Genomic DNA, 25,568 nt, shown 5'->3' with positions numbered 1-25,568 from the left:
GTTAGAGGTTAAACAGGCAAGAGCGCTTAATGTCCTCGCCTTTTTTCACAGAAAACATTCAATGAACCCAAATTCAGACCGCCTGCCGCCCTCAACGCCGCAGGGTGATACAGCGACGCGTTACAACGCGCCCGCCCTGGAAAAAGGGCTAGATATACTCGAAGCGCTCAGTGGTTCGTCAGAGGGCTACACCCTAAATCAACTGGCTAAGGCAATGGATCGCAACGTCAGCCAGATATTTCGCATGGTGGTTGTCATGCAGCGGCGTGGCTATATCCAAGCCGACGACAATGACCGCTATACGCTGACGCTCAAAATGCTTCGCCTCGCACACCAGCAACCGCCCATTAAACGCATTACACAGGCGGCGTTGCCCTTGCTCAACGAGCTGTCCGAACGTACGCGACAATCTTGTCATCTGGCCGTATATGAGCAGGGTCGAATGGTCGTGGTGGCGCAAGTAGACAGCCCTGAACGATGGTCCTTCGGATTGAAGCTGGGTTCGCTTATGGGCCTGACAGACACGTCGTCCGGGCATGTGCTGCTTTCGTATCAGGATGAGATCGGGCGATCGCGCATGCTTAACGACCATATCAAGATTGAAGGTGAGCTTGAAATGGATCCCGGGCACCTGTTTTCGCTGCTGGCCGACGTACGACGCGTTGGCCATTCTGTCATGCCCAGCATACAGATCCAGGGGGTTACCAACGTGGCGTTTCCGGTTCGGGGCCTGGGGCAGCAGGTCGTTGCTGCAATCAACGTACCTTATGTCGCCCGCATAGATGGTGGGCCATGCCCATCCATTGAGCAAGTAAAACTGGTGCAAATGGACATATGCAGGCGACTGTCACACCAGTTGGGCGCTGACGATACCTCGGAGGCATAGCGCCACGTATTTCGGGCTACCAAATTCTTCACAGCAGTACACTGGTTTATCAGAATGATGAACACTAAATCAGCGGGAGTACCTGCCAAATGACACCTAACCGCAACCAAATGGTCACACTCGCCAGGCGACCACAAGGCAAGCCCCAGCGCGAAGACTTTCTACTGGTAGAAGCCGTGATCCCTAAACCGGCTGATGGCGAGATGCTTATACAAACGCTGTACTTGTCGGTTGACCCTGGCATGCGCGGCATGATGGAAGAGCCCAAGTCGTATTCAGCCGGCTTTAAAGTGGGGCAGCCACTCACCGGCCGTTCTGTCGGCCGCGTTGTTGTGTCGCACCATGCGGATTTCGCCGCGGGCGATTTCGTCTATGAGCGACTGCCCTGGCAGCTTTACTCTGTTTCCGACGGTCGCAAGGCCAAGAGGGTGGATCCTAACGTCGCGCCGCTGTCCACGTATCTGGGTGTGGTGGGTGTTCCGGGCTTCTGCGCCTACTTCGGGCTTAAAGAAATCGGCAAGCCTCGCGCCGGCGAAACCGTGGTTGTTTCTGGTGCCTCGGGTGCTGTCGGCATGACGGCTGTGCAACTGGCAAAGCTCGAAAGCTGTCGGGTAGTGGGCATCGCTGGCGGTGCAGAGAAGGTGGCTTACCTGCGCGATGAGCTCGGGCTAGACGCGGTCGTCAACTACCACGCCACCGATGACTTGCGCACAGCGCTAGACCAGGCTTGCCCAGACGGCATCGACGTGTATTTCGATAATGTTGGCGGTGATATCACTCAGGCCGCGCTGTCGCTGATCAACCACCACGCACGCATTGTCATCTGCGGGCAAACTTCGCAATACAACCACCCGTCAGAAAGCGGCAAGTTTGCGCCAGAACGGTTGATCCAGAAAAGCGCGCTGATGCAGGGCTTTGTGGTGTATGACTACGAAGATCGCAACGATGAGGCCGTCGCCCGATTGGGTCAATTAATCAGGGACGGCAGACTGCAGCATCGCGAAAACATTATTGAAGGCCTGGAAAACGCGCCGCAAGCATTTATTGATTTGTTCGAAGGGAAAGGTTTCGGCAAGCAGCTCGTCAGGCTTGCACATATTACGGAGTAGGGCCCGGATCCGTGATGCATGCGTCGTTTTATGTTCAAGAGGACGGTAGCGTTAGGTTGTTGACATCTTGGGGAAAGACACCTAACTTGGGTCTGATCGTTTGAGTTTCCTAACGCAGAGGACACGGGCATGGCACGAACCGTCTACGCGCTTGTGGTTGGCATTGATAAATACCCCGCACCCGTGCCCCCTTTGGCTGGGTGCGTAAACGACATTGAAGCGTTTGAGTCGTTCCTGCATGCGTCAGCGTCGACCGAGGGGGCACAGATCGAGGTCAGGAAGCTCGTAGACCAACAGGCGACACGCGCGAACATTATTGCGGGTTTCATCGAACACCTGAGCCGCGCCGGCCCTGACGACGTGGCGGTGTTTTACTACAGTGGTCACGGTTCTCAAGAGTACACGCCGCCAGAATTCAGTTACCTTGAACCAGATGGCCTGGACGAGACACTGGTGTGCTACGACAGTCGCCAGCCAGACCAGTACGATCTGGCCGACAAAGAACTCGCCAAACTCATTGCCCATGTGTCCAGGAACAATCCGCACGTATTGGTCGTCCTCGATGCTTGTCACTCGGGCTCTGGAACTCGGGCAGTTAGCGAAGCGTTGCAACTGCGAGTGCGTCACGCGCCCGCCGATACGCGATTGCGCGATGCCAAGACCTTCCTGGTGACGCCCCATGAAGTTTCGCAGCTGGGCGCGCAGGGCTTTGATGGGCGTGCCAGTAAGCAATGGCTGTTGATACCAAACGGTCGTCATGTCGTTCTTTCTGCCTGCCTAGACGATGAGGAAGCCAAGGAAACATGGGTTGACGGGCAGGTGCGAGGCTGCTTTTCAAGCGCTTTGATGCAGGCTGTTCAGTCGTCAGGCGATGCGATTACCTATCGCGACGTATTCAAGCGCACGAGCGCGCTCGTGCGTCTTCGCAGTAGCCGGCAATCGCCAGTAATTCATGCCACCAACGTCCAAGATCTCGACCGACCGTGGTTAGGTGGAGCAATTGGTCGACACGCGGCATACTTCACCGTTTCGTACGACCGTAAGGCTGGCTGGTTGATCGATGGCGGTGCGGTGCACGGCATAGCGCCAGTAACCGAAAACGAGACTACCGTCTTCAGGGTCTTCCCGTCTGCCACGTCGTCCGAAGCACTTGCTGACGTCACTCGTGCGATCGGTCTGGCCACGGTGTCAGAACGCTACCCTGGAAGGAGTTGGGTTGTGCTCACACTCGATAGTGTGGAACCCGATCCTGAACTGACCTACAAGGCCGTCATCATCAGCCTTCCGATTGCGCCGTTAGGTGTCCAGATCTGCGGCGAGGCAATCGCGGCCGCGAGGCTGCGCACGGCGCTCACGGAGGGGGGGCCCGGGAGGCACTCGATATTTACGGTGGAAGAGAGCAAAAAGGCGCCAGAGCTGCGTGTTACCGCGACGCAGAACGGCTATACCATCGCTCGTATTGACGATACGGGTGATCTCGTGAGCGAGGTGAGCGGTACCGACGATGCGAGTGTCTGGCTCGTGGTCGAACGACTGGAGCACATCGCTCGATGGCTGCGCGTGGCGGCACTCGATAACCCGGCAAGCGCGCTACCGCGCGATGCGGTAGCACTCGAGGTTTTCACTGTCGACGATAACGGAAACGCAACCCTGGTATCAGCTGATCTTGCCCAGCAACCGATCCGGTTGAATTACCACCTGCGCGACGGGGAGCGCATCGCGCCACGGTTCAGACTGCGCGTTACCAATCGATCTGCGCGCCGACTCTTCTGCCTGCTTCTCGACTTGCCGGACACCTTCGGCATCTTCACCGGCCTGCTGTCGGGCTGGATTGAACCTGGCCGCGAAGCCTGGGCAACCTTCACGAATAGCGACGGTGTCCTCGATCCGAACATCCCGCTCACGATCCCCGACCACCTCGTCGATCAAGGTAAGACCGAATTGCAGGACATTCTCGCATTGATCGCGAGCACGGAGGAGTGCGATCCCGCGTTGCTTTATCAGGACGATCTGGACGTACGCTACGTGCAGCCCCCAACCGCGAGCAGGGGTGTAGCATTCGATAACACGCTGCAGAACATGCTGGGCCGGGTCCAGTCGCGCCATGCGGGGCAGGCACAGGCCAGGGTAATTGCCGACTGGATCTCGACAGCAGTGACGCTCGTCGTGCACTGTCCTCACGACGGTGTCGCGATTCCTCCGGTCGGCGAACTCGCTCAGTTGCTGCCGGGTGTTTCAATTTTGGGTCATGCTGCGTTCCGGGCTACTGTCAGGTTGGCGAGTTCGCTTTCCACCAGCCGTGATCCCACGCTAAGACCGGTCCGTCCCCTACCCCCGTGGCTCGTGGATGACCCCACCGTGGTTCAGCCGTTTGCGTTATCGACAAGTCGTGGTCAAGGTGGTGTACTTGACGTGTTACAGATCGAAGGTTTCACCCACGAGAACGCACAGGCTGTCACGCCCGACGCGCCACTCCAGTTGCGTGTCGCCGCCCAACTGGCGGCTAACGAACATGTGCTCCCAGTGAGCCTCGAAGGCGAGTTCATTCTTCCTCTGGGGTGGTCAGAGTCGCACGACGGGCAGGTCACGATTCACCTAGAACGTCTGCCCGACCCGAGCGCCAGGTCGCTACTCGGCGCGATCTGCATCTATTTTAAGAAGGTGGTGTCAGAGCGGCTTGGCACCACGTACACCTATCCACTGCTTACAATGACGCGGGTTGAAGAAGGCAAACTCCTGCGCGAGCCGGATGAGCAACGCATTCGCGCAAGCGTGGCAACCGCAAATAAGATCGTTCTCTACGTTCACGGCATCATAGGCGACACCGAGCGGATGGCGTTCAGCGCCTACTCCGAAGGAGTGCCCGCGAACGTCCCGCCGCTTGGTAGTAACTTCGACCTCGTCCTGGCGTTCGACTACGAGAACCTGAACACCTCGATAGAACACACGGCACGCGATCTGAAGCAGCGGCTCGAAGGTGTCGGCCTGGGTTCGGATCATGGCAAAACGCTGTGCATTGTGGCGCACTCTATGGGCGGGCTGGCTGCCCGTTGGTTCATCGAGCGGGAAGGAGGCTACCGCGTGGTGCAGCATTTGGTCATGCTAGGGACGCCGAATGGTGGCTCGCCATGGCCGAAAGTGGCGGACTGGGCCACCATGCTCATGAGCTTCGGTCTGAACGGGCTGGCGAGGGCCCCCTGGCCGCCGACCACGCTTGGCTATCTCGCGCGGATTGTCTCCAAAGTTGGTGCGCTGGCGGCGAGCCGTGCCGATCACGTTCAGGTGGCGCTCGCACAAATGGCGCCCCGATCAGCATTCATAAACGAACTCGCAAATAATGGTGATCCAGGCACGCGGTATTCCATGATCGCGGGTAACACCTCGCTCATTCCACTCGTCACCGATCCGGGTCAAGACTCGAGCAAACTCCAGCGCTTGTTGGGCAAGCTTGACCCGAGCCGCATGGCGCATGAGCAGGCGACACTGCTCGCCTTCTTTGGCGAGCCGAATGACATTGCGGCGAGCGTCCAGGCGATCCGGGCTATTCCATCAAACCACACACCTTCTCCCACCTTCGACGAAGTAGCCTGCGATCACCTGACCTATTTCACCACCGAGGCTGGTCTTGTCAGCCTGGCAAAGCTGATACAGCAGGACGAATAAGCTGACGACATCCCACCCTAAGAGGAGTCCGTGATGCAGAGCGACCTGAACAAGGCTTTGTCGATCGAAGAGTTGGTTTTGACACCTGTGTTACTCGTTATCGACCACTGGCAGACGATGGACCTGAATGAGGAGTGTGCTGCGGCTATCCTCGTACGCCAGGCGGATATTGGCGCGTTCCTGTCGTTCGTCCTTCCAGCAGGGAAGATCGTGCCGTTTATCGCGGCATTAACGGACGGCGATCCGCGCGCTCGAGTCGCACTGTCACAAGTTGTCGAGATGCTCAATCAAGCGTGCCCGATTCTGCGAAAGGTTTGCGGCGATTGTTTCAGACAGGGTGCCTGGGAGGATTTGAGCCGCAAGTCCGCTTTCGCTGCACGAGTGGCATCTGTCTGCGATCGGCCCGCTGATCTGGTTAGGTTCTGCTCGCAACTCGCTCAGGCGCGCCGTGCGGTACGTGACAATCTCGGGGCTGTGGACGCCTACAGATGCGTGATCCAAGCCGCCTCCGGGCTGCCGAACGAGAAGTCATTGCTTGCAGTGGCGCACGGAAACCTGGGCCTCGTGCTGTCCGATATCTCGCAGTTTGACGATGCCTTGGAGCACTTTCGGCTCGCGTTGCTGTACGAGTCCGATCCAAAGGGTATTCGTATGATTCAGACCAATCGCGCTGGCTGTCTTGCGAGGCTCGGGGAGTATCGCGCTGCGGGAGAAATCCTGAGCAAAGAAATCGCGCAGCTGGAAGAGAACGGAGTCACTGATATTGACTTGGCAATCGCACTCGATACAAACGCCCAAACACTCATTGCGCTGGGGCAGCTGCAGCCTGCGCTGGAGATGCTGGAGCGCGCCAGAAGCCTTTTTCCGTCGGACGATGGGCACAATCGCGCAGTCAACGCGATGGCGATGGCCAATGCCTGCCAAGAGGCTGGCGATGATGTAGGGGCTGCCAAAGCGTTCGAACTCGCACACAAGCTCGCTGTGGGCGATGTCCGCAAGTCCATTGACGTTGAGTTCTACCGGAATGGATTCGAGCAGGCCACCGCCGTGAAGACGGATGCGCGGGCAGCGCACCAATTTAAGCAGGGTCTTCATGAGAAGCAACATGACAATCCGTCTGGCGCATTTGCATGCTGGCAAGAGGCCGTGAACTTGGCTCGGGCAGGAAACGATATAGGCTTGGCCTTGCGTATCTCTGCCAATGCGGCGGCGCTGTTCTTCGACTTTGGGCAGATCGATAGAGCCCTCGATGTCTGTCGCGCAGTTCGTCAAGAGGCGTCCGCTCGAGGTCTCGCCCTCCCTGAACTCATGGTTCTTGGCACAATGTCGGCCATGGCCGCATCGGGCATCAACATTGACGACCCCCTTGGGGCCCTCGGCCCGCTCGCCCGGAGCATCGCCTTGCGCAATGTTCATAGCCAGATCGTCGCAGGGTTCGATCTCAACCCGGTAGAGAGGAGTGGAGCCGTAGACGCGGGGCAGTCGGCAAATGAACTCGCTATGTTCGCGGCAACGTATTCTGCGATTGCCTTGGCCGCTGATTACTTTCGACAAGCGGTCGAGATCGCTAGATCAATAAAGGGCCACCCAGCGTTGGTCAATCGGCTGGCGGGTCTGACACCTCTTCTGGAAAAGCTTGGTGACGCTGCCGGTGCGAACCAGACGGCAGCTGAAATCGAGAGCTTGCTTAAGTCAGGAGCATTGTCGTTACAGGGGGAAATCGTTGCGCACCGAGCACTTGCGAAGCGTCTTGAGAAGATTTCGTCAGCGCAAGCGATTGCGCACCTGCGCAGTGCAACAGCAGCAGCGGAGAGGATGAGAGCCCAGATTCCTCCTGGCCCGAAACGAGCGGACTTCGATCGCCAATTTCGAGACGTCCCATACATGCTGGCAGAGCTACTCTTTCGGGAAAAACTATTTCCGGCCGCGTTCGAGGCATTGCAAGGTGCAAAGGGCCGGCGACTCATCGAGGCGAAGGCTCTGAAAGCCGTCAATGCTGGGGAATACGCCGATGCACTTCCCTCTGCGGACGAAGCGCATCAGCTGCTGCTGGGCACCGGCAACCGTTCGGTGCTCGTTGACTTTGTCGTAAGTTTGAGGGGTGATGCAATCACGGCGTATGTGGTCGCCGACGGTGCGATTCAGCCCGTCTGCGTCACGGGTGACACATCGGCTTTCAACCAGGTCGAACGAGGAAATGCGGCCGAACGCGAGGAGCGGGTCGTGGAGTTGTGCATGCACAACCCGCTCTTGCGCGAGCTTGCGGAAGCTGTTGCCGCAGTGATCCCCGCTTCTCGGCCGATCCTGCTGGTCCCGGATAAGGTGCTCTACAACCTGCCGCTACACGCAATCCCGGTTCATGGAAAGCCTTGGATTTTGCGCAATCCAATCAGCTATCTTCCTAGTGTTGCCTTATTGCGTTTTCGACGAACGGTACCGCAACGCCGACACGCACTCGTTGCAGGGGACTCGCGCGGAGACCTCCTGGGTGCCCGCGAAGAGTGCAGCCTTGTCGGCAGCGTCTTGGGGACGACCCCGTTGATCGGACAGGCATGTACGTGCGCTGCAGTCGAGAAACGCTTGCGCGAAGACCGGCCCGATAGCGTCCACCTTGCCATGCACGGGCGTGGCGATCTGCGCCACGGAGACCGTTCGAGTTTGCTTTTCGCTGACGGGATGGGCGGCGAGGAGTGGGTTGGGTTCGATGCGCTGACGGAGTTTGACTGGGCTGCTCGTTTGGTGGTGTTTTCGGGTTGCAGTACGGCTGTGGCGGGCATGCGATACAGCTCGCAACTGCTTAGTGTGGCGAACGCGGCACTTGAAGCCGGTGCCGAAAGCGTCATCGCGAGCATGTGGCCAGTCGACGATACGTCGGCCAAGATGTTTATGACCTCGTTCTACAAAGGACTCGACCACGCGGCGCAATCCGGCTTAGTGGACCTTCGTCTTATTCTAGTGCAGGCGATTGAGGACGTCCGGAAGCAAACCCAATGGGAGCAACCGACCCGACGCCGGAACGGCCGACATGCAGGGCTTCCCGGCATCAAGGTTGAAGAGAACGCCGTAGCGCCCGACGTGAAAGCTGCGCTGGCCTGGGCACCGTTTGTGTTGATCGGGGCGCCGTTGCTGCAACTTTGATGTCAATTCTCTGCAGGTATACGCAACTCACGAGCCATTATGAAGCAGGCAGAAATAGTCGGTTGCGAGCTTACCACGCATGCCGGTCAGTGACGCGCGATGATACGCTCGTGTGGATTGCGTCGACGCTGTGTAAACCAAAGCAGGAGCGTCCAACCTCGAGAATTGATTTATAGTACTCAGACACAATATCTACTGGGAGGCATTCATGAGCGGCGACTATATCCTCAAGCGTAGCGGTGATCAATACATGTTCAATCTCAGGGCGGGTAATTATCAGGTTATCTTGACCAGCCAGCGTTATAGCAGCAAGGCGGCAGCCGAAAACGGCATTGCTTCCGTGCAAAAAAACTCTGCCGACGACGCCCGCTTCCAGCGGCTCAAAGCCAAAGACAACTCAGACTACTTCAACCTGACCGCCGGTAATGGTGAAGTTATTGGACGCAGCGAAATGTACACAAGCTCGGCCGCAAGGGATAAGGGTATAGAGTCGGTCAAGAACAATGGCCCAACAACAAAAGTGCAGGATCAAACCTAACAAAAGCGCCAGGGCACACCTAATTTAATCAGCCAGTATTTTGAACGGCACCCCAAAAGGTTGGACACCAATCCAACTTGTGGGGTGCCGTTCATATTAGCGTTAACCCCACTCTTAACGTACTCCAAACGTTTGCTTTTGTAGATACTAATTGGTCACAAGCCGCCGCTCAGGCACACTGCTTCGGGAAATGGCCAACGGCCAAACTCTACAACTATAACGATGATGCCGATGTGCTGAGTCCCGTATCGCGCACGGCAATGGAGATACAATGAGCCTAGCTAAATTTGCCCTTGCTACAGCAACCTGCCTGGCGCTGAGCGCGCCCACAGCTTTTGCTCAAAAGCTTCCCGACACCATGTCGTGGACGGCCTACGATGTGGGTTCAGCCGGTTATGCTGAAGCATCGGCCATTGCCGACGCGTTTGGCAAAAAATTTGGTACTAAGGTTCGGATTCAGCCTTCGGGCTCTGCGATAGGGCGTCTTCAGCCCATATTGACTAAGCGTGCTGACGTAGGCTTTCTGGCGACCGAAACCTTTTTTGCCACTGAAGGTATTCACGATTTCTCGGCACGTCGTTGGGGGCCTCAGAATTTACGTGTACTCGCTGGCCGGCCCGCTTCCGTTGGTGTGTTTACTGCAGCAGATAGCGGCATTAAAAACATATCAGATTTAAAAGGAAAGCGGTTGGCTCTGGTTGCCGGCAATCCATCCGTCAACGTAAAGTGCGAAGCATTCCTGGCTTTTGCAAACATGGACCTGAAGGACGTTGCTCCTACTTTGTTCCCGACGTACAGTGCGGCCATGAGCTCAGTCAATAAAGACGAGGCGGATGCGTCTTGCACCACAACAACCCCAAGCCAGGTATACGAATTACAAGCTTCTCCCAAAGGCATCCATTGGATTCCTCTTCCAGCCGACGACAAAGAGGGCTGGAAACGTCTTTCCGATATTGCGCCGTTTCTGCAACCTTTCAACGAAACAATCGGTGCGGGCATCAGTGTAGAAAAGCCTGTCGCCATTGCGGCGTACCGTTACCCCATGCTGGTTGTGCGTGCAGACATGACTGACGATGAGGCTTATGCCTTTACCAAGGCTACAGACGAAACCTTTAACCTTTACAAGGATGCGACAGCTGTCATGGGTCGTTGGTCCATGGATATGGCCGGAGTTCCAGCTGCTGACGCGCCTTTTCACGCTGGCGCCATTCGCTATCTTAAAGAGCGTGGCATTTGGACTGACGAGCATCAGGCCTGGAACGATAAGCGTACAGCACGGCTGAACGCACTGATTGCTGCATGGCCCAAAGCCGTCGAGGAAGGAAAAGGAAAGTCAGACGAAGAGTTTGCAGCTATCTGGGAGCAGAGTCGCAAAAAGACGCTTAGTCAACTTGCTCAGTAAGAAATCATGAGCTCAGTTAACAGCACTGTCGTCATCGCTGCCGATACACCCAAAGAAACCGAATCCCGGTTGCGTGGGCCCATAAAGTGGACTGCGTTATCTCTGGGTGTGTTGGGCCTTTTGATGGCCATAAACCAAACCTTTCATATTAATTTTCTAGGCTTTGCCCCTCTTGGTAATTCTTATCTTTACTACCTGATTGGTATTTACCTGGCTGCCACCTTTATCTGTTTCCCGGCCCGAGGTGGCGCAACCAAGGTATCGTGGCTCGACTGGTTGCTGGCGCTGGCTGCACTGGCATCATGCGTTTATATTGGCTACCACGGCTTGACCATTATTCAGGAGGGCTGGGATTACTCTGCCCCCGTGCAGGCAACCCTTATATCCGGCGTCCTGCTTATCACTGTTCTTGAAGGGGTGCGTCGCTGCGGCGGCTTGCCTCTGTTAATCGTTGCTCTGTTTTTTGGTAGCTACCCCTTATTCGCTGACTATATGCCTGGTTTCCTGTGGGGCACCAGCTACACGTTTGGCGAAACTATCCGTGCTCATGTCATGGGTGTGGAAAGTATTATCGGCATACCTATGCAGGTTGTCGCCGATCTCGTCATTGGCTTTGTTGTGTTTGGCGCAGCCTTGACAGCGACAGGTGGTGGAGACTTTTTCATGCGCTTTGCGACAGCGCTAATGGGTCGCAGTCGCGGGGGGCCAGCAAAGGTTGCTGTCGTGTCGAGTGGTATTTTGGGTAGCCTTTCAGGCAGTGTGATTTCCAATATTCTCACTACCGGCCCGATCACGATACCTACCATGAAGCGCGCTGGTTACCCAAATCATTACGCAGCCGCTGTTGAAGCCTGTGCGTCTACAGGCGGCACACTCATGCCACCTGTTATGGGTGCAGTGGCTTTCATTATGGCGTCATTTTTGGGCGTTCCCTATTCCGACATCATGGTGGCGGCTTTCCTGCCAGCGCTACTGTTTTACATCGCTCTGTTGTTCCAGATAGACAACTATGCAGCTCGTCGGGGCCTGAAAGGGTTGCCTGAATCTGAAATTCCAGATCTAAAGAGCACCCTGAAAGACGGCTGGCCGTATGTGTTTAGCTTGGCCATGTTGGTGTATATGCTGCTGTTTATGCGCCTGGAAGCCTACGCGCCTTACTATGCCACCCTGGTCTTGCTCGGTATTTCTCTGTTCAAGCGCAGTCATCGTTTAAACCTTAAGCGAGCAGTCGACTTTACGACAGAATTGACAACAGGCGTTGCCAACCTGGTGGCTATTTTGGCGGGCATTGGTCTGGTTGTCGGTGGGCTTTCATACACCGGAGTGGCTGGCGCCTTTTCGCGTGAACTCTTACTGTACGCCAATGGCAGTGTTCCTCTTATGCTTATCGCAGGCGCGGTGACCAGCTTTGTGCTGGGCATGGGCATGACGGCCAGCGCTTGCTATATTTTCCTGTCTATCCTGCTCGCTCCTGCGCTCATCGCAGCAGGGCTTAACCCACTTGCCAGCCACTTGTTTATTCTTTATTGGGGGATGATGTCCTACATCACGCCACCAGTCGCACTGGCTTCCATTACCGCTGCAGGCGTGGCGGGTTCCGACAACACTCGAACAGGCTTATACGCCATGCGTTTGGGTGCCATCCTGTTTATTTTGCCTTTCCTGTTTGTAATTAACCCCGCGTTAATCATGCAAGGCCCAGCACTTGATATTGCTCAGGCGGCGATTACGGCCACCATCGCGGTTTGGCTATTTGCTTCGGCTCTGGAAGGCTACTTGTACCGAGTAGGTGCTATCGGCTGGTGGCTGCGCGTATGTATATTTGTGGGCGGCTGCCTGCTCGTTTACCCTGAACCCGTCACTGATATGTTGGGTCTGGGGTTGGTGGCGTGCATCTATATTGCAGGGTTGTGGGCCATCCCAAAATTCAGCACCTCACAAAGCTAGGGGCTTGTCAGGTAATACAAAAAAATGGTTTCCATCAATCGGTTCGGCATGCTGCAAGGCCCGTATTTGTTGATGGAGCCATCAATAGCAAGAAGAACATATTCCTGACTGAAGTGATCGCGTTCTCTCCCGGCAGAGCGGTTTGCCGCCCTTTGCAAAACGGCACGACATCGCCAATATGATCATCCGGCTCAAAAATAGTGCACCCACCAATCTTGATGCAGGTTAAGGCTGAACTTCAGAAGCACCTGTAGGCTTCATTCAAGCGTGCATACGAACCCAATAACACGATAAGGTTCGCGAAGTAGCAGCGCCGGCAGCATCTCTTGGGAAGGGGGTGGTATGGCTCAGCGACTGATTGATTTCACGATTTCTATTTTGGCCAGCATAGTGTCGTTTCTGCTGTCCTGGCCATACTTTCGCAACTTTGAGTATTGGCCCGAATCGCACACGATGTGGTGGGTGTACTTCGTGGTCGGCTTTGTGCTGGCGGTGTACGTCTTCTATGTTCTTCTGCGCATTACACGCACCTTGTTCGAGCACGACGGGCTCGATCGCGCTGAGACGGCCGCTGCTGCCGCTGCCCAAGCGCGTGAGTCTGCAAAACCTGACGTCGGGAGACCATCATGAGTTGCGGCGAAGGCAAACCATGTCTGGAAGCGAACTACCGGCGTATGGCGCTGATCGTACTGTTTTTCATGATGCTAATCTTCCTGGGGTTGTCGGCGGTTTCATTTATTGATTCCAGAAATCAGGTAACGCCAGACACCATCAGCTTCGGGTCGCATGAAGCCGTGGCCGGCAAACGTGTATTCCAGGCCTACAACTGTATGGGCTGCCACACCATGGTTGGCAACGGCGGGTATCTGGGGCCAGATCTTACCAACACCTATGAACATGCCGGGTCTGCGTGGCTCGCCGCGTTTCTGCCCTCGGCCGGTACATGGCCGACCAGTGGGGCGCTGAAGATACAGTTGCAAGATAAGGGGCATGCGACAGACAGTGGGGCAGCATCGCTGGACGACTATTACAAGAAATACCCAGGTGCTGCCGAGCGTGTACAGCGGCGAGGTGGCCATGCTTCGATCATGCCCAATCTGCCGCTGACGGCTGACGAAGTGTCCAGCTTGATCGCCTATCTTAAGTACACTTCGGCTATGAATACCGAAGGCTGGCCGCCCAAACCTAAGGTTGATGGCTTGACCTTCAAGTACGCGTCGCCTGGGTTAAACATGGCTGTTGCAGAGTCTGTTTCTGCGGCGGCAACTGTTGCTACCACTGAGGCTGTTGACCCCACTACGCGTGGCGCGCAACTGGTAAAGGATTACGCTTGCACGGCGTGCCATGCGGCCGACAAACAGAAACTGGTTGGTCCGGGTTGGGGTGGTTTGTACGGGTCCAATGTCACACTGACAGATGGCACCACGGTGGTTGCCGACGATGCCTATCTGACCGAAGCAGTCCGCAATGCCAACGCGCAGATTGTCGCTGGCTATACAGCGGGTGTCATGCCCGAGTACGCGAACATGCTCAAGAATGATGAAGTCGCAGCGATAGTGGCCTACATCCGCAGCTTGCAGGAGAACGGGAAATGATCAAAATTCAGTATCAAACCCAACGTCTGAGCCTGCGGTTCTTCATGCTCATGCTGGTGCTGTTCGTGTTTCAGGCCGGCTTCGGCATGTTACTGGCATTGCAGCAGATTGATCCTACGTTGCTCGCGGGCGTATTTAACTTCAACGTGGCGCGTGCCGAGCATCTAAACCTGGGCATCATCTGGATTCTGTGCGGTTTCATCGGCACAATTCTGTTTGTCGGGCCGTTGCTGTCCAATCGCGAACTGGCCGCGCCGTGGCTGATCAAGTTTCTGTTTATTGCGGTCGTGGCGGTCACCATATGGAACGTGTGTACCCAGTATCTTGCCCAGACTGGCGTTGCCGGCTGGTGGCTGGGGCAACCCATGCTGCAAGAAGGGCTTGAGTACCTGGAGGCCGGGCGTATTGCCGACATCGTGATCCTGATCGGTTTCTGCATCCTGTGCTATGTGGTGCTTAGAACGTTTCCGCCACGACGTGAATGGAATGAAATCCACTGGGCACTTGGCCTCGGTGTGACTGCGCTGACCCTGGCATGGCTGTTTGGGTTCTTCTTCATTGAGCGGCTGGACCTGCAGGAGTATTTCCGCTGGTATGTGGTGCATTACTGGGTTGAGGGTGTGTGGGAAGTCATCCACATTGCACTGGTCGGTTTCCTGCTCGTGCTCATGTTTGACGCCAAGGTCAAAAGCGTGGGTTATGCGGTGTTTTGGGGCGTGACACTGGTTTGGCTTTCAGGCTTGCTGGGCAATGCACACCATTACTTCTGGGTTGGTACACCCGAGTTCTGGCAGTTCTGGGGTTCGCTGTTTAGTGCGCTGGAACCGCTGCCGCTTATCTTCTGCTTCTGGCACGTGTATCTGGACGCGCACCATGATCGCAAGCCGCTGAAAAACGCGCCCGCGTTCTACTTCATTCTTGGCTCGGTGGTACTTGAGCAGGTGGGCGCCGGTATCCTCGGCTTTACCATGACCTTTGCGCTGACCAACGTGTGGTCGCATGGCACCTGGGTAACACCGGCTCATGCGCACCTGGCATTGTTTGGCACATTTGGCATGCTCGGCATCGGTGCAGCCTACTACGCCGTTCCGTTGATGCGAGGGCTGACCGATTACGATCAGCGCGTGGGCAAGCTATCGTTCTGGCTACTGTTTATCGGCATGCTCGGCATGGCGTTTGCGTTCGCACTCGGCGGTACCGTGCAGGTATTTGTGTATCGCACGTTGGGGCTAGACTGGTTTGGCGGGGATGTCTTCCCGGCGATGAGTCTGTTCAAAATTCTGGTGCCGGTGTTCGGGGTGATATTCAGCGTAGGAACTATCACGGTGGTATACGATCTGCTCACGCTGGGGCATCGTTCGGCAGCGGCGGCCCCGGATCTGGCCGTCTCGGGTCGGGGCCTTCCACCTGTTACTGGCTGGGGCAGCTACTTGACGGGTTTCGAAGCAGGCATGTGGTTGCTGGCGTTGTGGGTCTTTGGTGCGGTGATCACGCTTGGCCTGCTAAGTTTCAACCTGCCAGCAGTGCAGGCCGGTAATGCAACGCTACCCTACCTGTTGGCCAGTATCGGCTACCCGGGCTTGCTGCTTGTTACCCTGCTGTTTGTGTGGCGCTTTACTGCATCGCTGGGAACGCGTGTGTACGAACCCAAGAGCACAGATACAGCACCGCCACCTTTGGTGCCTGTTCGTACCTGAGTGTCAGCAGGGCGCAAGCTGTGTCTTTCGGCATCGCGGACGGATCAGCGATGCCGACTTTACAACAATTCGGCTAGCTCGCGAGTGAGCGTTGCAGCAGACACCTCCTTGCAACCGGAGGTGTTTTGCCCTGCCCATAAAGGTGAGAAGGCGTCACTGCCCATGCTTTCTGCTTTGGCGCGCAACGGTGCGGAGGCTATCGAGGCCAATGGAAATGTTGGAGCAAGAGGGTTAATTGGCCCCAGTTCTTTCATCATGCGATTGAACATGGCGCGCGCGGGTCTGCCCGAGTAAATATTGGTCAGTGCCGTGACTGAAGACCACTCGCCTTTGAGTGCGGCCCTATGAACTGCACTGGTGGCTGCTTCAGGGCAAAGCAGGTAAGCGGTACCCACCTGAACGCCTGAGGCCCCCAAGGTCATGGCTGCCTTCACACCGCGTGCATCGGCGATCCCACCCGCAGCAATAACAGGCACTTTCACGGCCTGTACGACTTGGGGAACCAGCGCAAACGTACCCACCTGGGTGCTGATATCTTCGCTAAGGAACATGCCTCGATGCCCGCCGGCCTCGACGCCTTGGGCAATAATTGCGTCAGCGCCATGCGACTCCAGCCACAGTGCTTCTTCAACTGTGGTCGCCGACGATATTATTTTTGCGCCGCAACGGTGCACGATGTCCATAATCTCTTGCGAGGGCAACCCAAAATGGAAGCTGACAACGCTAGGCTCGAACTCGCATATCAACTCGGCCATTTCCTTGTTAATGGGCATGCGTGTAGGGGCTGACGGTGCGGCTGGCTGAGGGATGCCCAGCTCTGCATAGTAAGCACTAAATTGCGACAGCCAGGCGCTGGCCTTGCTTTCATCCGGCATGGGCGGTTCGTGGCAGAAAAAATTAACACTAAAGGGGCGGGCAGACTGATCTCGTATGGTGTGTAGCTCACGGCTGATTTCTTCAGCGCTGAGCAGTGCACAAGGCAAGGAACCTAGCCCGCCTGCATTCGAAACCGCAATGGTCAGCGCGCTTTTCTGAACACCCGCCATAGGGGCCTGGATGATGGGAAGCTCAATTCCCAGAAGTTGCTGTAGCCGCATTTTATTTATCCTTTTCTGCAAGTGTTATTTTTTCTTTGGCACATGGTTGAAGCCTTGCCAACGTCAGGGTGCTGTCGTTGTCAGCAACGCAGTTGCTAATGCATTTGTGCAGTCTAGCGTACCTCAAAATACACGTTGTGCGTTATACCTATCCATCTGCTTGACATGACCCTAAAAGAGACTGGCGCCTTACTCGCAACCACCGGTATTCGCGTCCCAGTGTTCGGCTAGATAGTTAACGAAAGAGGCGATACGTGCCGTCAGCGCTGTGTTGCGGTAGTACACGGCGTTGATGGGCTGACGTATATCCAGCGTACGGCTGCGAAACAGCTGAACCAACCGTCCGGCGGCAAGGTCACGGTGCGTCATGAAGTCGGACAGACAGACAATACCGGCCCCTTCAAGTGCTAATTGCCGCAAGGTTTCGCCGCTGGAGGCCGCCAGGCTGGGCGTAATTTGCAAAGGCATGTCGTCACGGTCGGGCAGTGGCCATTCGTTAAGTGTTGAGGGTCGGGTAAAACCAAGCAATTGGTGTTTGGCCAGATCGGCAATTTGCCTGGGCCTCCCGTGCCGCTCCAGGTAGGCCGGTGCAGCCATCACTCGCAGGCGACTGCTACCAATAGGGCGAGCGTGTAGCGTCGAGTCTTTGAGGCGGCCAATGCGAATGGCCACGTCAGTGCGATATTCGAGCAAGTCGATCAACCCGTCGTTGCTGTTGAGCTCAAGCTGTACGTGCGGGTAGCGCGCGCGATAGCCTGCAACCAGTGGTACCACCGCATGCAGCATAAAGGGTGATGCGGCGTCTATGCGAAGGCGTCCGGCAGGCGACTCACGGCGTGTGGCCATTTGTTCTTCGGCGTTGCTGACCGCCTCAATGATTTGACGAGCCTGCTCAAGAAAAGCGCTGCCTTCCTCGGTGAGTTCCAGCCTTCTGGTTGTTCTGCGCAGCAGTGTTGTTTGCAGCTTGCTCTCCAGTCGGCTCAGGGTGCGACTGACTGCCGACACCGCCAGCCCCAGCTGTTCGGCTGCGCGAGATAACGCGCCGGTGTCTACCACCGTTATCAATACCTGCAATTCGTCCAGAGTAATTTTCATTGTTTACCTAAAGGCAAAAATAATTTGTGGATAATAGTCTTTTTCCAACAGAGTGAAACGGCGAAACTGAGTGTCCTTTGATTATTGCTGGACATCATCATGCCTATTGCCTTGTTGGCACTTACCATTAGTGCCTTTGCCATCGGGACGACTGAATTCGTAATCGTTGGCCTGATTCCTACTATTGCCACCGACCTTAGCGTGAGCCTGCCGGCCGCAGGCTTGCTGGTTTCACTGTATGCATTGGGCGTGGCCGTGGGTGCACCACTGCTGACAGCCTTGACTGGCAAGGTGCCACGCAAAGCGCTGCTGCTCGCGTTGATGGCGTTGTTTACGCTTGGCAATCTGGTCGCGTGGAAGGCACCTGGCTACGAAACCCTGATCGTTGCGCGCATCCTGACTGGGTTGGCACATGGGGTTTTCTTTTCGATTGGCTCCATTATTGCCGCCAGCGTGGTTCCGAAAGAGAAGGCTGCCAGCGCAATTGCCATTATGTTCACCGGCCTTACCGTAGCGCTGGTAACGGGTGTGCCGCTGGGTACCCTGATAGGACAGCACTTTGGCTGGCGCGAGACATTTCTGGCTGTTTCTGCACTGGGTGTGGTGGCTTTCTTCGGTAGCCTGCTATTTGTGCCCAAGAGCGTGCCACACAGCAAGCCTGCAACAGTGCGCCAACAGCTCGGCGTTCTGGCGCAACCGCGCCTGCTTCTGGTCTATGCCATGACCGCGGTCGGCTACGGTGGCTCGTTTATCGCGTTTACCTTTCTGGCGCCTATGCTGGAACATGTTACGGGCTTTTCTGCCAGTGCAGTCAGTGCGGTGATGCTGGTTTACGGTATATCGGTGGCGGCTGGCAACCTGTGGGGCGGCAAACTGGCCGACCGCCACGGGGCGATCCCGGCACTCAAGCTGATCTTCGCGTTGCTGGCGGTGGTGTTGCTGGTACTGACCTTTACCGCAACAAACAAGTGGTTGATGCTGGCCACGGTGCTGGTGTGGGGGGCGGTTGCCTTCGGCAATGTGCCAGGCTTGCAGGTTTATGTGGTCAAACAAGCACAGCGATTTACGCCCCAAGCCGCTGACGTGGCGTCGGGTTTGAACATCGCCGCCTTCAACCTTGGCATCGCCGGAGGCGCCTGGGCCGGTGGCCTGATCGTGGAACGATTCGGCCTTATCCATACCGCCTGGGTGGGTGCGCTCGTGGTACTGGGTGCGCTACTGCTTACGGCATGGAGTGGCCGTCTGGATCGCCGAGACAGCGAGGGGGCGGATGCCGCCGCCATGTCGCACGCCGTGCAAGCATGACCTTATAAAAACAGCAACACACGGCTGTGCGTGCAAGCGCAACTAACCTGGCCGGCGTGTTGCATCAAAAAGCTATTTCAATACAGGTTGGTTTGTCGATAGATTGCAGCAGCACCGATGCCTGCAACTCAACGACAACGACTTCAGATCGACTGCTTGCCACCTTTACGTATGGCTAGCACCTGTTTCGCTTATTACCTTTTTATCAAACCACGGAGAATTATTATGAACATCCCCGCCTTTGGACTTGGCACCTTCCGCCTTCAAGGTCAGACCGTCATTGGTTCAGTGCGCAATGCACTGGACGTGGGCTATCGTGTTATCGACACTGCCCAGATCTACGGCAACGAGGCCGATATTGGTCAGGCTATCGCTGAGTCTGGTGTACCGCGTAGCGAGCTATTCCTTACTACCAAGATCTGGATCGAGAATATGTCTGCATCCACGTTGATACCAAGCTTGCGTCAAAGTTTGGAAAAGCTGCGCACCGACCACGTAGATCTGACCTTAATCCATTGGCCGTCGCCCGGCGGTGCTGTGCCGCTGAAAGAGACGTTAGATGCGCTGCGCGAAGCCCAGACAGATGGGCTTACCAGCCAAATCGGCGTCTCAAATTTCACGACTTCTCTGCTGGCTGAAGCCATTGCGGTAGTAGGACGTGAGAATATCACCACCAATCAGGTGGAAATCAGCCCTTATCTGCAAAACCGCAAATTGGCAGTTTTCGCGCGTGAACAGGGTATACATCTGACTTCATACATGACCCTGGCTTATGGTGGTGTTCTCAATGACCCGTTGCTTGGCGAAATTGCCACGGCGCATGGTGCTACCCCAGCGCAGATCGCCCTGGCTTGGGCATTGCAGCAAGGCTATGCGGTGATTCCGTCGTCGACGCGCCGTGAAAACCTGCAAAGCAATCTTAACGCGGTGAATATTGTGCTGACAGATGAAGACATGGCCCGCATAGCAACTCTTGATCGCGGCGAGAGACAGGCCAGTCCGGAAGGCATCGCGCCAGAATGGGATTGATAGTGCGGTAGTTGTTAAATGTGTGACCTTTGAGGGGTTTTTACGTCCGGTTCACCACGCTGTGAGTTTATGGTTTGGTGGACCTTTAAGCAGTCTCAATGTTCTTGTGTTGGCTTGGCTGCTAGTGTGCGGCTGGCGTTACGTTTTATCTCTGTCAAGAATGCCTGAAGGGCGGGATGGCAGCGGTCTGCCTTGCGGTAGGCGAGCAGAATACGCCGATGGATTTCAGGGCGTAGTGGCACAGCTTTAACCCCGTCGAGAGGCTTAATTAGGCGCAGTCCCGATGCAATCGAAATCGAGCAGCCCGAAGCAACCATAGCGGCCACCATTTCAAAGCCCGTGCAATGTGCATTGATCCGTGGCTCAAACCCAGCGCGCCGACATAAATTAGCAATGAATTCACCAAACGAACTGGACGTTGAGTCCAACGCCCAGGCAGCTTCCCGTAGTTCTGATATTTGTAGCGAGGAGCGGTTGGCCAATGGATGATCGACCGGTAGCAAAATATGCAATACGTCTTCAGCCAGGGGAACCAGGTCATACGCATCATGATGCACGCCGGGATCGGCAGCCAGGTCGTCAATGACCGCAACGTCGGTGCGCCAGGCACTTAACGCCGTCAGCCCTTCTTGTGGTTCCATTTCTTGCACTACGATCTGCAGGCGCGGATAGGCAGCCTGCAAGGCTTGCACTGTGTCCGCCAGAATTGCAACGGCGAGTGAAGGGAAGGCTGCAATCCGCAGTTGCCCGGCAATGTCGCTGCGTAACTGAGCCAGTTCAGACCTGGCCTCATCCAGTATGACCATGATGCGCTCGGTGTGGCGAACGAGCGCGTCACCAGCGGGAGTCAGAGCAACTCCGCGCCCACGTCTTTCAGTTAGTGGCGTATCCAGGCTGCATTCAAGCTGTGTGATCTGCTGTGATACTGCCGAAGGCGTTAAGTGCAATGATTCAGCGGCGGCCGCCATGGTGCCGCAGCGGGCTAGTTCGCGCAGAGTCAGCAGACGGCTGATATCCATGGTCTATATTCAGCCCTAATCAAAATAATTAGATTTTTTAATGGATATATAAAAAATATATCAATAGACGTAACGATACTATGTTTTTACCATGGATATCAGTGCTCAGTGCTCAGTGCTCAGTGCTCAGTGCTCAGTAGCCAGCACTAAGTAGCCAGCAATCAGCAGCCAGCAATCAGCAGCCAGCGCTTAGCGCTCAGCTTTCAACATTCAGAAATCGCGTAAGTGTGGCGAAGATTGCGCTGCAAGGAGAACGGACGATGGCCATTAGTGTATTTGACCTCTTCAAGGTTGGAATCGGTCCCTCAAGTTCACATACCGTCGGGCCTATGCGCGCGGCCAGACAATTTACGCGGGCGTTGCAGCATCATGACAAAATGGCTCAGACAGCACGCATACACGTGGCGCTATACGGCTCACTTGCCGCAACGGGTAGGGGCCATGGCAGCGACAAGGCGATTTTGTTGGGCCTTGCCGGCCATGCTCCCGATACCGTATACGTGGATCAGATTCCTGCCGTTTTGCAGGCCATCCGTAGCACTGCTTCGATTCGCCTGGGTAACGTTCGTGACATTGGCTTCGACGAAGCAAAAGACATCGTCTTTTATCCCTTTGAGTCACTACCATTTCATGTCAATGGCATGAAATGTGCGGCGTTTGATCAGGACGGCGCTCTGTTGCATGAGGCGACGTACTATTCCGTGGGTGGGGGGTTTATCGTCAGTGATGCGGTGGCGGCCGATGACGCCAAGCAGAAAATTATCGCGCCTGATATGAGCATTTTGCCCTTCACGTTTCATCATGCCGACGAGATGCTGCAATTAACCCAAGAGCATAGGATCAGTATTGCAGAACTGATGCGTCGCAATGAGCATTATTGGCGCACTGATGAAGCAATCGACGCTGACCTCTTGAAAATCTGGGCCGTCATGCAGGCTTGCGTGCAACGTGGCTGTCGTACCCAGGGTGTTTTACCCGGTGGCTTCAAGGTGCGGCGACGCGCAGCAGAATGGGTGCAGCGCCTGGGGGCTTTTGTTCGCACACCCGAAGACCCGATGCGCATGTTGGATTGGGTCAACGTGTGGGCCTTGGCCGTCAACGAAGAAAACGCCGCAGGTGGCCGTGTGGTGACTGCTCCGACTAACGGTGCGGCCGGCATTATCCCTGCCGTATTACATTACTACGTGAATGCTATTGCAGGGGCCAACGAGCAAGGTGTCATTGATTTTCTGCTGACGGCGGGTGCCATTGGCATTCTGTATAAAGAGAATGCTTCAATCAGCGGCGCCGAAGTCGGTTGTCAGGGCGAAGTTGGTGTGGCTTGCTCGATGGCGGCGGGTGCATTGTGCGCGGTGCTGGGCGGCTCACCCGCTCAAGTCGAGAACGCCGCCGAAATAGGCATGGAACACCATCTGGGACTCACCTGTGACCCGGTGGGTGGCTTGGTGCAGATTCCGTGTATAGAACGCAATGCCATCGCCTCAGTCAAGGCCATAAACGCCGCACGGATGGCGTTGCAGGGCGATGGTGTGCACCATGTCAGCCTGGACCAGGTCATCAAGACGATGCGCGAAACCGGTGCCGACATGAACAACAAATACAAGGAAACCGCGCGTGGTGGGCTGGCCGTGAATATTGTTGAATGTTGATGTGTGCGGCTTAGATGGCGGTGATGGGCTTGCGGCAAATCTTGCGCGCTCACTAGTATGCGTGTGCCATCAGCACTGCTTAGGCTATATATGCACCGCATATTAAATGTGGGATCGATGGCCATAGGTGTAATCTGTAGCGTCCACAGTTTGGCTTTCTGCTCTGATCAACACAAGGTATGACTTCTTGTACCGATCAACGTAAAACTTAATCGAGATATGTCTATGCCAGAACCCCGTCCCCCTTTTCCACCTTTTACCCGCGAGACCTCAATCCAGAAGGTGCGCCGTGCTGAAGATGGCTGGAATACCTGCAATCCTGAGCGCGTTTCGCTCGCGTATACGCCGGATAGCCGTTGGCGTAACCGCAGTGAATTTGTAGTCGGTCGTGCCGAAATCGTCGGCTTTCTTACGCGTAAGTGGACGCGCGAGCTGGATTATCGACTCATTAAGGAATTATGGGCGTTCAACGATAACAAAATTGCCGTTCGATTTGCATATGAGTGGCATGACGACAGCGGCCAGTGGTTCCGCTCTTATGGCAACGAAAACTGGCAGTTCGATGCGGCTGGGCTGATGGAGGTCAGACATGCCTGCATTAATGATCTTCCGATCAAAGAAACTGATCGCAAATTTCATTGGGACAGGAGTGGCCCTCGTCCTGCCGATCATCCTAGCCTAAGCGATCTGGGCCTCTGACACCATGCCGTGTGTCGTAAATTAGCGCAGCGATGCGCTCCCCACCTTTGCGGACGTGCTCTTCGGTTGATCTTGGGTAAGAGGCGTAGATCGATCAGGTCAAAGCGAATAAAAAAGTCATAGCACGAGGCCACTCAGGCACTGCCTGAGGCTGTCTTTTCTGTTTGGCTATGCATAAAGATCAGGGTGCTCCAAAATGTTTTCACAGTTTTTCCCGGAATCTTTTTTACTGATTGCGATCGTCTTTGTGCTGGCGGGCTTGATAAAAGGGGTCGTCGGCATGGGTTTGCCTACGTTCTCGATGGCGTTATTGGTACTGTTTATGGATCCGGCAGAAGCCGCCGCCTTGCTTATTATTCCGTCATTAGTCACTAACCTTTGGCAAGCAGGGCCTTTGCGTTCCCTGGTGCCTTTGCTTCGCAGAGTCGGTCGAATGCAGCTAGGTATCGCGATTGGTACTTTAGTGGGTACATTGGTTTTGGGAGCCCCGACGGGTAGATCGGCGTCCGTGGCGCTAGGTGCGGCTCTTATTATTTATAGCGGATGGACGCTGTTTGGCACACAATTGAGCGTACCGGCCCGCTCAGAAAAATGGCTCGGCTCAGTAATAGGCGTATTCACAGGCGCAATTACCGCAGGCACTGGGGTATTTGTTGTACCCGCAGTGCCTTATTTGCAGGCGTTAGGTCTTGATCGCGATAAGCTGGTTCAGACTATGGGTATTTCATTTACTGTCTCTACCGTGGCATTAGCGGTAGGTTTGTGGATTAACGACAGTTATTCAGCCGGAGCGGTTGGCGCATCGCTGGTAATGCTCATTCCTGCTTTGCTCGGTATGTATATCGGCCAATCTTTGCGCAAATCACTTTCACCAAAAACGTTTCGTCTCTGCTTTTTAACAAGCTTAATTGTCATAGGTGTTTATTTGGTTATCTAGCGGGTTATACGGTAAAAAAGTCTGATCAAAAATGGTGTGTATTCTTGGTAGCGCAATAAGGATGACAACGGTGAAGACGAAGGCTAATGGCGCCGGTTGCGGAGAACATAATGGTGATGACGGCTATCGGCGTCGGTTGCGAAGAAAATGGCCTAATCTTGCCAGTAACAAAAATGCCAGAATACCGCCATACACATAAGGTTCAAGAAAATCATTCTTGCCTGAGCGAACCAGCCAGAAGTGCCAGATCGACAGGGCAGCAATCGCATAGACGCTGCGATGTAAAGTCTGCCAAGAACTCCCTAAACGCCTCATCCAGCCATGGGTTGACGTTAGCGCCAAGGCAGCCATGGGCACAAAGGCCAGCATGCCTATTGTGATAAACGTGCGGTCGACCACGTCTTGCCACATGAGCGCCAACGATGCGCCACGTTCCCAGAAGGCCCAGCCAAGCACATGTAAAAATGTATAAAAAAACGCAAATAGCCCAAGCATGCGACGAAAACGTACGAGTACAGGCTGGCCAATAAGTCGACGCAAAGGCGTAATGCAGAGAGTGAGCCCAAGCGCTACCAACGCCCAGATACCCGAGGATCGAATCAGAAATTCGGGAGGGTTGGCCCCCAGGCCCTCGGACAGCCCCAGATAGATCCAGCTCAGCAAGGGATAAAGGGCGATCAAAAAAATCAGAGGCTTAACGCGTGCCACCTCGTTGGCGGTCCATTTGCGCGGGCCAGTCACAAACATCGTTGATGACGCCATT

Annotated in this window: 19 protein-coding genes; 15 read left to right on the top strand and 4 right to left on the bottom strand. The window is 55.5% G+C overall.

Annotation, left to right across the window (positions count from 1 at the left end; genetic code table 11):
* Nucleotides 1-61: 61 nt before the first annotated feature.
* The 10 genes from FQ179_RS10790 to FQ179_RS10745 all read left to right on the top strand — a co-directional run bounded on the left by FQ179_RS10790 (nt 62) and on the right by FQ179_RS10745 (nt 15,975).
* Nucleotides 62-886: an IclR family transcriptional regulator gene (locus FQ179_RS10790; protein ID WP_149397304.1), complete on the top strand. Its 825-nt coding sequence runs from the start codon at nt 62-64 to the stop codon at nt 884-886.
* An 89-nt stretch (nt 887-975) separates the two neighbouring features.
* Nucleotides 976-1,995, top strand: coding sequence for an NADP-dependent oxidoreductase (locus FQ179_RS10785; protein WP_149397303.1), 1,020 nt, complete (start codon nt 976-978; stop codon nt 1,993-1,995).
* Nucleotides 1,996-2,124: 129 nt separating this feature from the next.
* Nucleotides 2,125-5,658 (top strand): caspase family protein, encoded by a 3,534-nt coding sequence (locus FQ179_RS10780; RefSeq protein ID WP_149397302.1) that lies wholly within the window; start codon nt 2,125-2,127, stop codon nt 5,656-5,658.
* Nucleotides 5,659-5,691: 33 nt separating this feature from the next.
* Complete coding sequence (locus tag FQ179_RS10775) at nt 5,692-8,796, top strand: CHAT domain-containing tetratricopeptide repeat protein (RefSeq protein ID WP_149397301.1); 3,105 nt, start codon at nt 5,692-5,694, stop codon at nt 8,794-8,796.
* Between the two features lie 208 nt (nt 8,797-9,004).
* Entirely contained in the window at nt 9,005-9,334 is a 330-nt protein-coding gene (locus FQ179_RS10770; protein WP_149397300.1) for a YegP family protein, read from the top strand.
* A 271-nt stretch (nt 9,335-9,605) separates the two neighbouring features.
* Nucleotides 9,606-10,736: a TAXI family TRAP transporter solute-binding subunit gene (locus FQ179_RS10765; RefSeq protein ID WP_149397299.1), complete on the top strand. Its 1,131-nt coding sequence runs from the start codon at nt 9,606-9,608 to the stop codon at nt 10,734-10,736.
* A 6-nt stretch (nt 10,737-10,742) separates the two neighbouring features.
* Nucleotides 10,743-12,683 carry a TRAP transporter permease gene (locus FQ179_RS10760; RefSeq protein WP_149397298.1) on the top strand — a complete coding sequence of 647 codons (1,941 nt, stop codon included), beginning with the start codon at nt 10,743-10,745 and terminating at the stop codon, nt 12,681-12,683.
* A gap of 342 nt (nt 12,684-13,025) precedes the next feature.
* Nucleotides 13,026-13,313 carry a hypothetical protein gene (locus tag FQ179_RS10755; RefSeq protein ID WP_223146239.1) on the top strand — a complete coding sequence of 96 codons (288 nt, stop codon included), beginning with the start codon at nt 13,026-13,028 and terminating at the stop codon, nt 13,311-13,313.
* On the top strand, nt 13,310-14,278 hold the full coding sequence (locus tag FQ179_RS10750; protein ID WP_149397297.1) for a c-type cytochrome: 969 nt from the start codon (nt 13,310-13,312) through the stop codon (nt 14,276-14,278). Before FQ179_RS10755 ends, FQ179_RS10750 begins: the two co-directional genes overlap by 4 nt.
* A complete protein-coding gene (locus tag FQ179_RS10745) occupies nt 14,275-15,975 on the top strand; it encodes a cbb3-type cytochrome c oxidase subunit I (RefSeq protein ID WP_223146238.1) in 1,701 nt (566 codons plus the stop codon). Before FQ179_RS10750 ends, FQ179_RS10745 begins: the two co-directional genes overlap by 4 nt.
* A gap of 59 nt (nt 15,976-16,034) precedes the next feature.
* Here the strand turns inward: FQ179_RS10745 and FQ179_RS10740 are convergent, their stop codons facing one another.
* Together FQ179_RS10740 and FQ179_RS10735 are read right to left on the bottom strand one after the other, a co-directional pair.
* Complete coding sequence (locus FQ179_RS10740) at nt 16,035-17,072, bottom strand: nitronate monooxygenase family protein (RefSeq protein ID WP_149397296.1); 1,038 nt, start codon at nt 17,070-17,072, stop codon at nt 16,035-16,037.
* 189 nt (nt 17,073-17,261) lie between these two features.
* Nucleotides 17,262-18,167, bottom strand: coding sequence for a LysR family transcriptional regulator (locus FQ179_RS10735; protein WP_149397295.1), 906 nt, complete (start codon nt 18,165-18,167; stop codon nt 17,262-17,264).
* Between the two features lie 99 nt (nt 18,168-18,266).
* Here FQ179_RS10735 and FQ179_RS10730 point away from each other — a divergent pair, with 99 nt between their 5' ends.
* Nucleotides 18,267-19,472 carry an MFS transporter gene (locus FQ179_RS10730; RefSeq protein WP_149397294.1) on the top strand — a complete coding sequence of 402 codons (1,206 nt, stop codon included), beginning with the start codon at nt 18,267-18,269 and terminating at the stop codon, nt 19,470-19,472.
* A 225-nt stretch (nt 19,473-19,697) separates the two neighbouring features.
* Nucleotides 19,698-20,501 carry a 2,5-didehydrogluconate reductase DkgB gene (dkgB, locus tag FQ179_RS10725; RefSeq protein ID WP_149397674.1) on the top strand — a complete coding sequence of 268 codons (804 nt, stop codon included), beginning with the start codon at nt 19,698-19,700 and terminating at the stop codon, nt 20,499-20,501.
* Between the two features lie 95 nt (nt 20,502-20,596).
* Here the strand turns inward: dkgB and FQ179_RS10720 are convergent, their stop codons facing one another.
* The gene (locus FQ179_RS10720) at nt 20,597-21,520 is read right to left on the bottom strand and encodes a LysR family transcriptional regulator (protein ID WP_149397293.1); all 924 of its coding nucleotides are present in this window, start codon (nt 21,518-21,520) and stop codon (nt 20,597-20,599) included.
* Nucleotides 21,521-21,780: 260 nt separating this feature from the next.
* Here FQ179_RS10720 and FQ179_RS10715 point away from each other — a divergent pair, with 260 nt between their 5' ends.
* From FQ179_RS10715 to FQ179_RS10705, 3 genes are all read left to right on the top strand, one after another.
* Nucleotides 21,781-23,169, top strand: coding sequence for an L-serine ammonia-lyase (locus FQ179_RS10715; protein WP_149397292.1), 1,389 nt, complete (start codon nt 21,781-21,783; stop codon nt 23,167-23,169).
* 225 nt (nt 23,170-23,394) lie between these two features.
* Nucleotides 23,395-23,868, top strand: coding sequence for a nuclear transport factor 2 family protein (locus tag FQ179_RS10710; RefSeq protein ID WP_149397291.1), 474 nt, complete (start codon nt 23,395-23,397; stop codon nt 23,866-23,868).
* A gap of 196 nt (nt 23,869-24,064) precedes the next feature.
* Nucleotides 24,065-24,805, top strand: a complete 741-nt coding sequence (locus FQ179_RS10705; RefSeq protein WP_149397290.1) for a sulfite exporter TauE/SafE family protein — start codon at nt 24,065-24,067, stop codon at nt 24,803-24,805.
* Nucleotides 24,806-24,928: 123 nt separating this feature from the next.
* Here FQ179_RS10705 and FQ179_RS10700 read toward each other — a convergent pair whose 3' ends face one another.
* Nucleotides 24,929-25,567, bottom strand: coding sequence for a sulfite oxidase heme-binding subunit YedZ (locus tag FQ179_RS10700; RefSeq protein ID WP_149397289.1), 639 nt, complete (start codon nt 25,565-25,567; stop codon nt 24,929-24,931).
* Nucleotide 25,568: the final 1 nt, after the last annotated feature.

The sequence above is a fragment of the Pusillimonas sp. ANT_WB101 genome (assembly GCF_008369125.1).
Taxonomy (GTDB): domain Bacteria; phylum Pseudomonadota; class Gammaproteobacteria; order Burkholderiales; family Burkholderiaceae_B; genus Allopusillimonas.
The sequence above is the reverse complement of the archived record's forward strand: the minus strand, read 5'-3'. Positions and strand labels throughout refer to the sequence as shown.

Bases quoted from the DNA above. Each gene is read 5' to 3' on its own strand.
- FQ179_RS10715 (WP_149397292.1), top strand. From the start codon at position 21,781: ATGGCCATTAGTGTATTTGACCTCTTCAAGGTTGGAATCGGTCCCTCA.
- FQ179_RS10700 (WP_149397289.1), bottom strand. From the start codon at position 25,567: ATGGCGTCATCAACGATGTTTGTGACTGGCCCGCGCAAATGGACCGCC.
- FQ179_RS10765 (WP_149397299.1), top strand. From the start codon at position 9,606: ATGAGCCTAGCTAAATTTGCCCTTGCTACAGCAACCTGCCTGGCGCTG.
- FQ179_RS10735 (WP_149397295.1), bottom strand. From the start codon at position 18,167: ATGAAAATTACTCTGGACGAATTGCAGGTATTGATAACGGTGGTAGAC.
- FQ179_RS10720 (WP_149397293.1), bottom strand. From the start codon at position 21,520: ATGGATATCAGCCGTCTGCTGACTCTGCGCGAACTAGCCCGCTGCGGC.
- FQ179_RS10745 (WP_223146238.1), top strand. From the start codon at position 14,275: ATGATCAAAATTCAGTATCAAACCCAACGTCTGAGCCTGCGGTTCTTC.
- FQ179_RS10780 (WP_149397302.1), top strand. From the start codon at position 2,125: ATGGCACGAACCGTCTACGCGCTTGTGGTTGGCATTGATAAATACCCC.
- FQ179_RS10740 (WP_149397296.1), bottom strand. From the start codon at position 17,072: ATGCGGCTACAGCAACTTCTGGGAATTGAGCTTCCCATCATCCAGGCC.
- FQ179_RS10705 (WP_149397290.1), top strand. From the start codon at position 24,065: ATGTTTTCACAGTTTTTCCCGGAATCTTTTTTACTGATTGCGATCGTC.
- FQ179_RS10755 (WP_223146239.1), top strand. From the start codon at position 13,026: ATGGCTCAGCGACTGATTGATTTCACGATTTCTATTTTGGCCAGCATA.
- FQ179_RS10710 (WP_149397291.1), top strand. From the start codon at position 23,395: ATGCCAGAACCCCGTCCCCCTTTTCCACCTTTTACCCGCGAGACCTCA.
- dkgB (WP_149397674.1), top strand. From the start codon at position 19,698: ATGAACATCCCCGCCTTTGGACTTGGCACCTTCCGCCTTCAAGGTCAG.
- FQ179_RS10730 (WP_149397294.1), top strand. From the start codon at position 18,267: ATGCCTATTGCCTTGTTGGCACTTACCATTAGTGCCTTTGCCATCGGG.
- FQ179_RS10775 (WP_149397301.1), top strand. From the start codon at position 5,692: ATGCAGAGCGACCTGAACAAGGCTTTGTCGATCGAAGAGTTGGTTTTG.
- FQ179_RS10770 (WP_149397300.1), top strand. From the start codon at position 9,005: ATGAGCGGCGACTATATCCTCAAGCGTAGCGGTGATCAATACATGTTC.
- FQ179_RS10750 (WP_149397297.1), top strand. From the start codon at position 13,310: ATGAGTTGCGGCGAAGGCAAACCATGTCTGGAAGCGAACTACCGGCGT.
- FQ179_RS10790 (WP_149397304.1), top strand. From the start codon at position 62: ATGAACCCAAATTCAGACCGCCTGCCGCCCTCAACGCCGCAGGGTGAT.
- FQ179_RS10785 (WP_149397303.1), top strand. From the start codon at position 976: ATGACACCTAACCGCAACCAAATGGTCACACTCGCCAGGCGACCACAA.
- FQ179_RS10760 (WP_149397298.1), top strand. From the start codon at position 10,743: ATGAGCTCAGTTAACAGCACTGTCGTCATCGCTGCCGATACACCCAAA.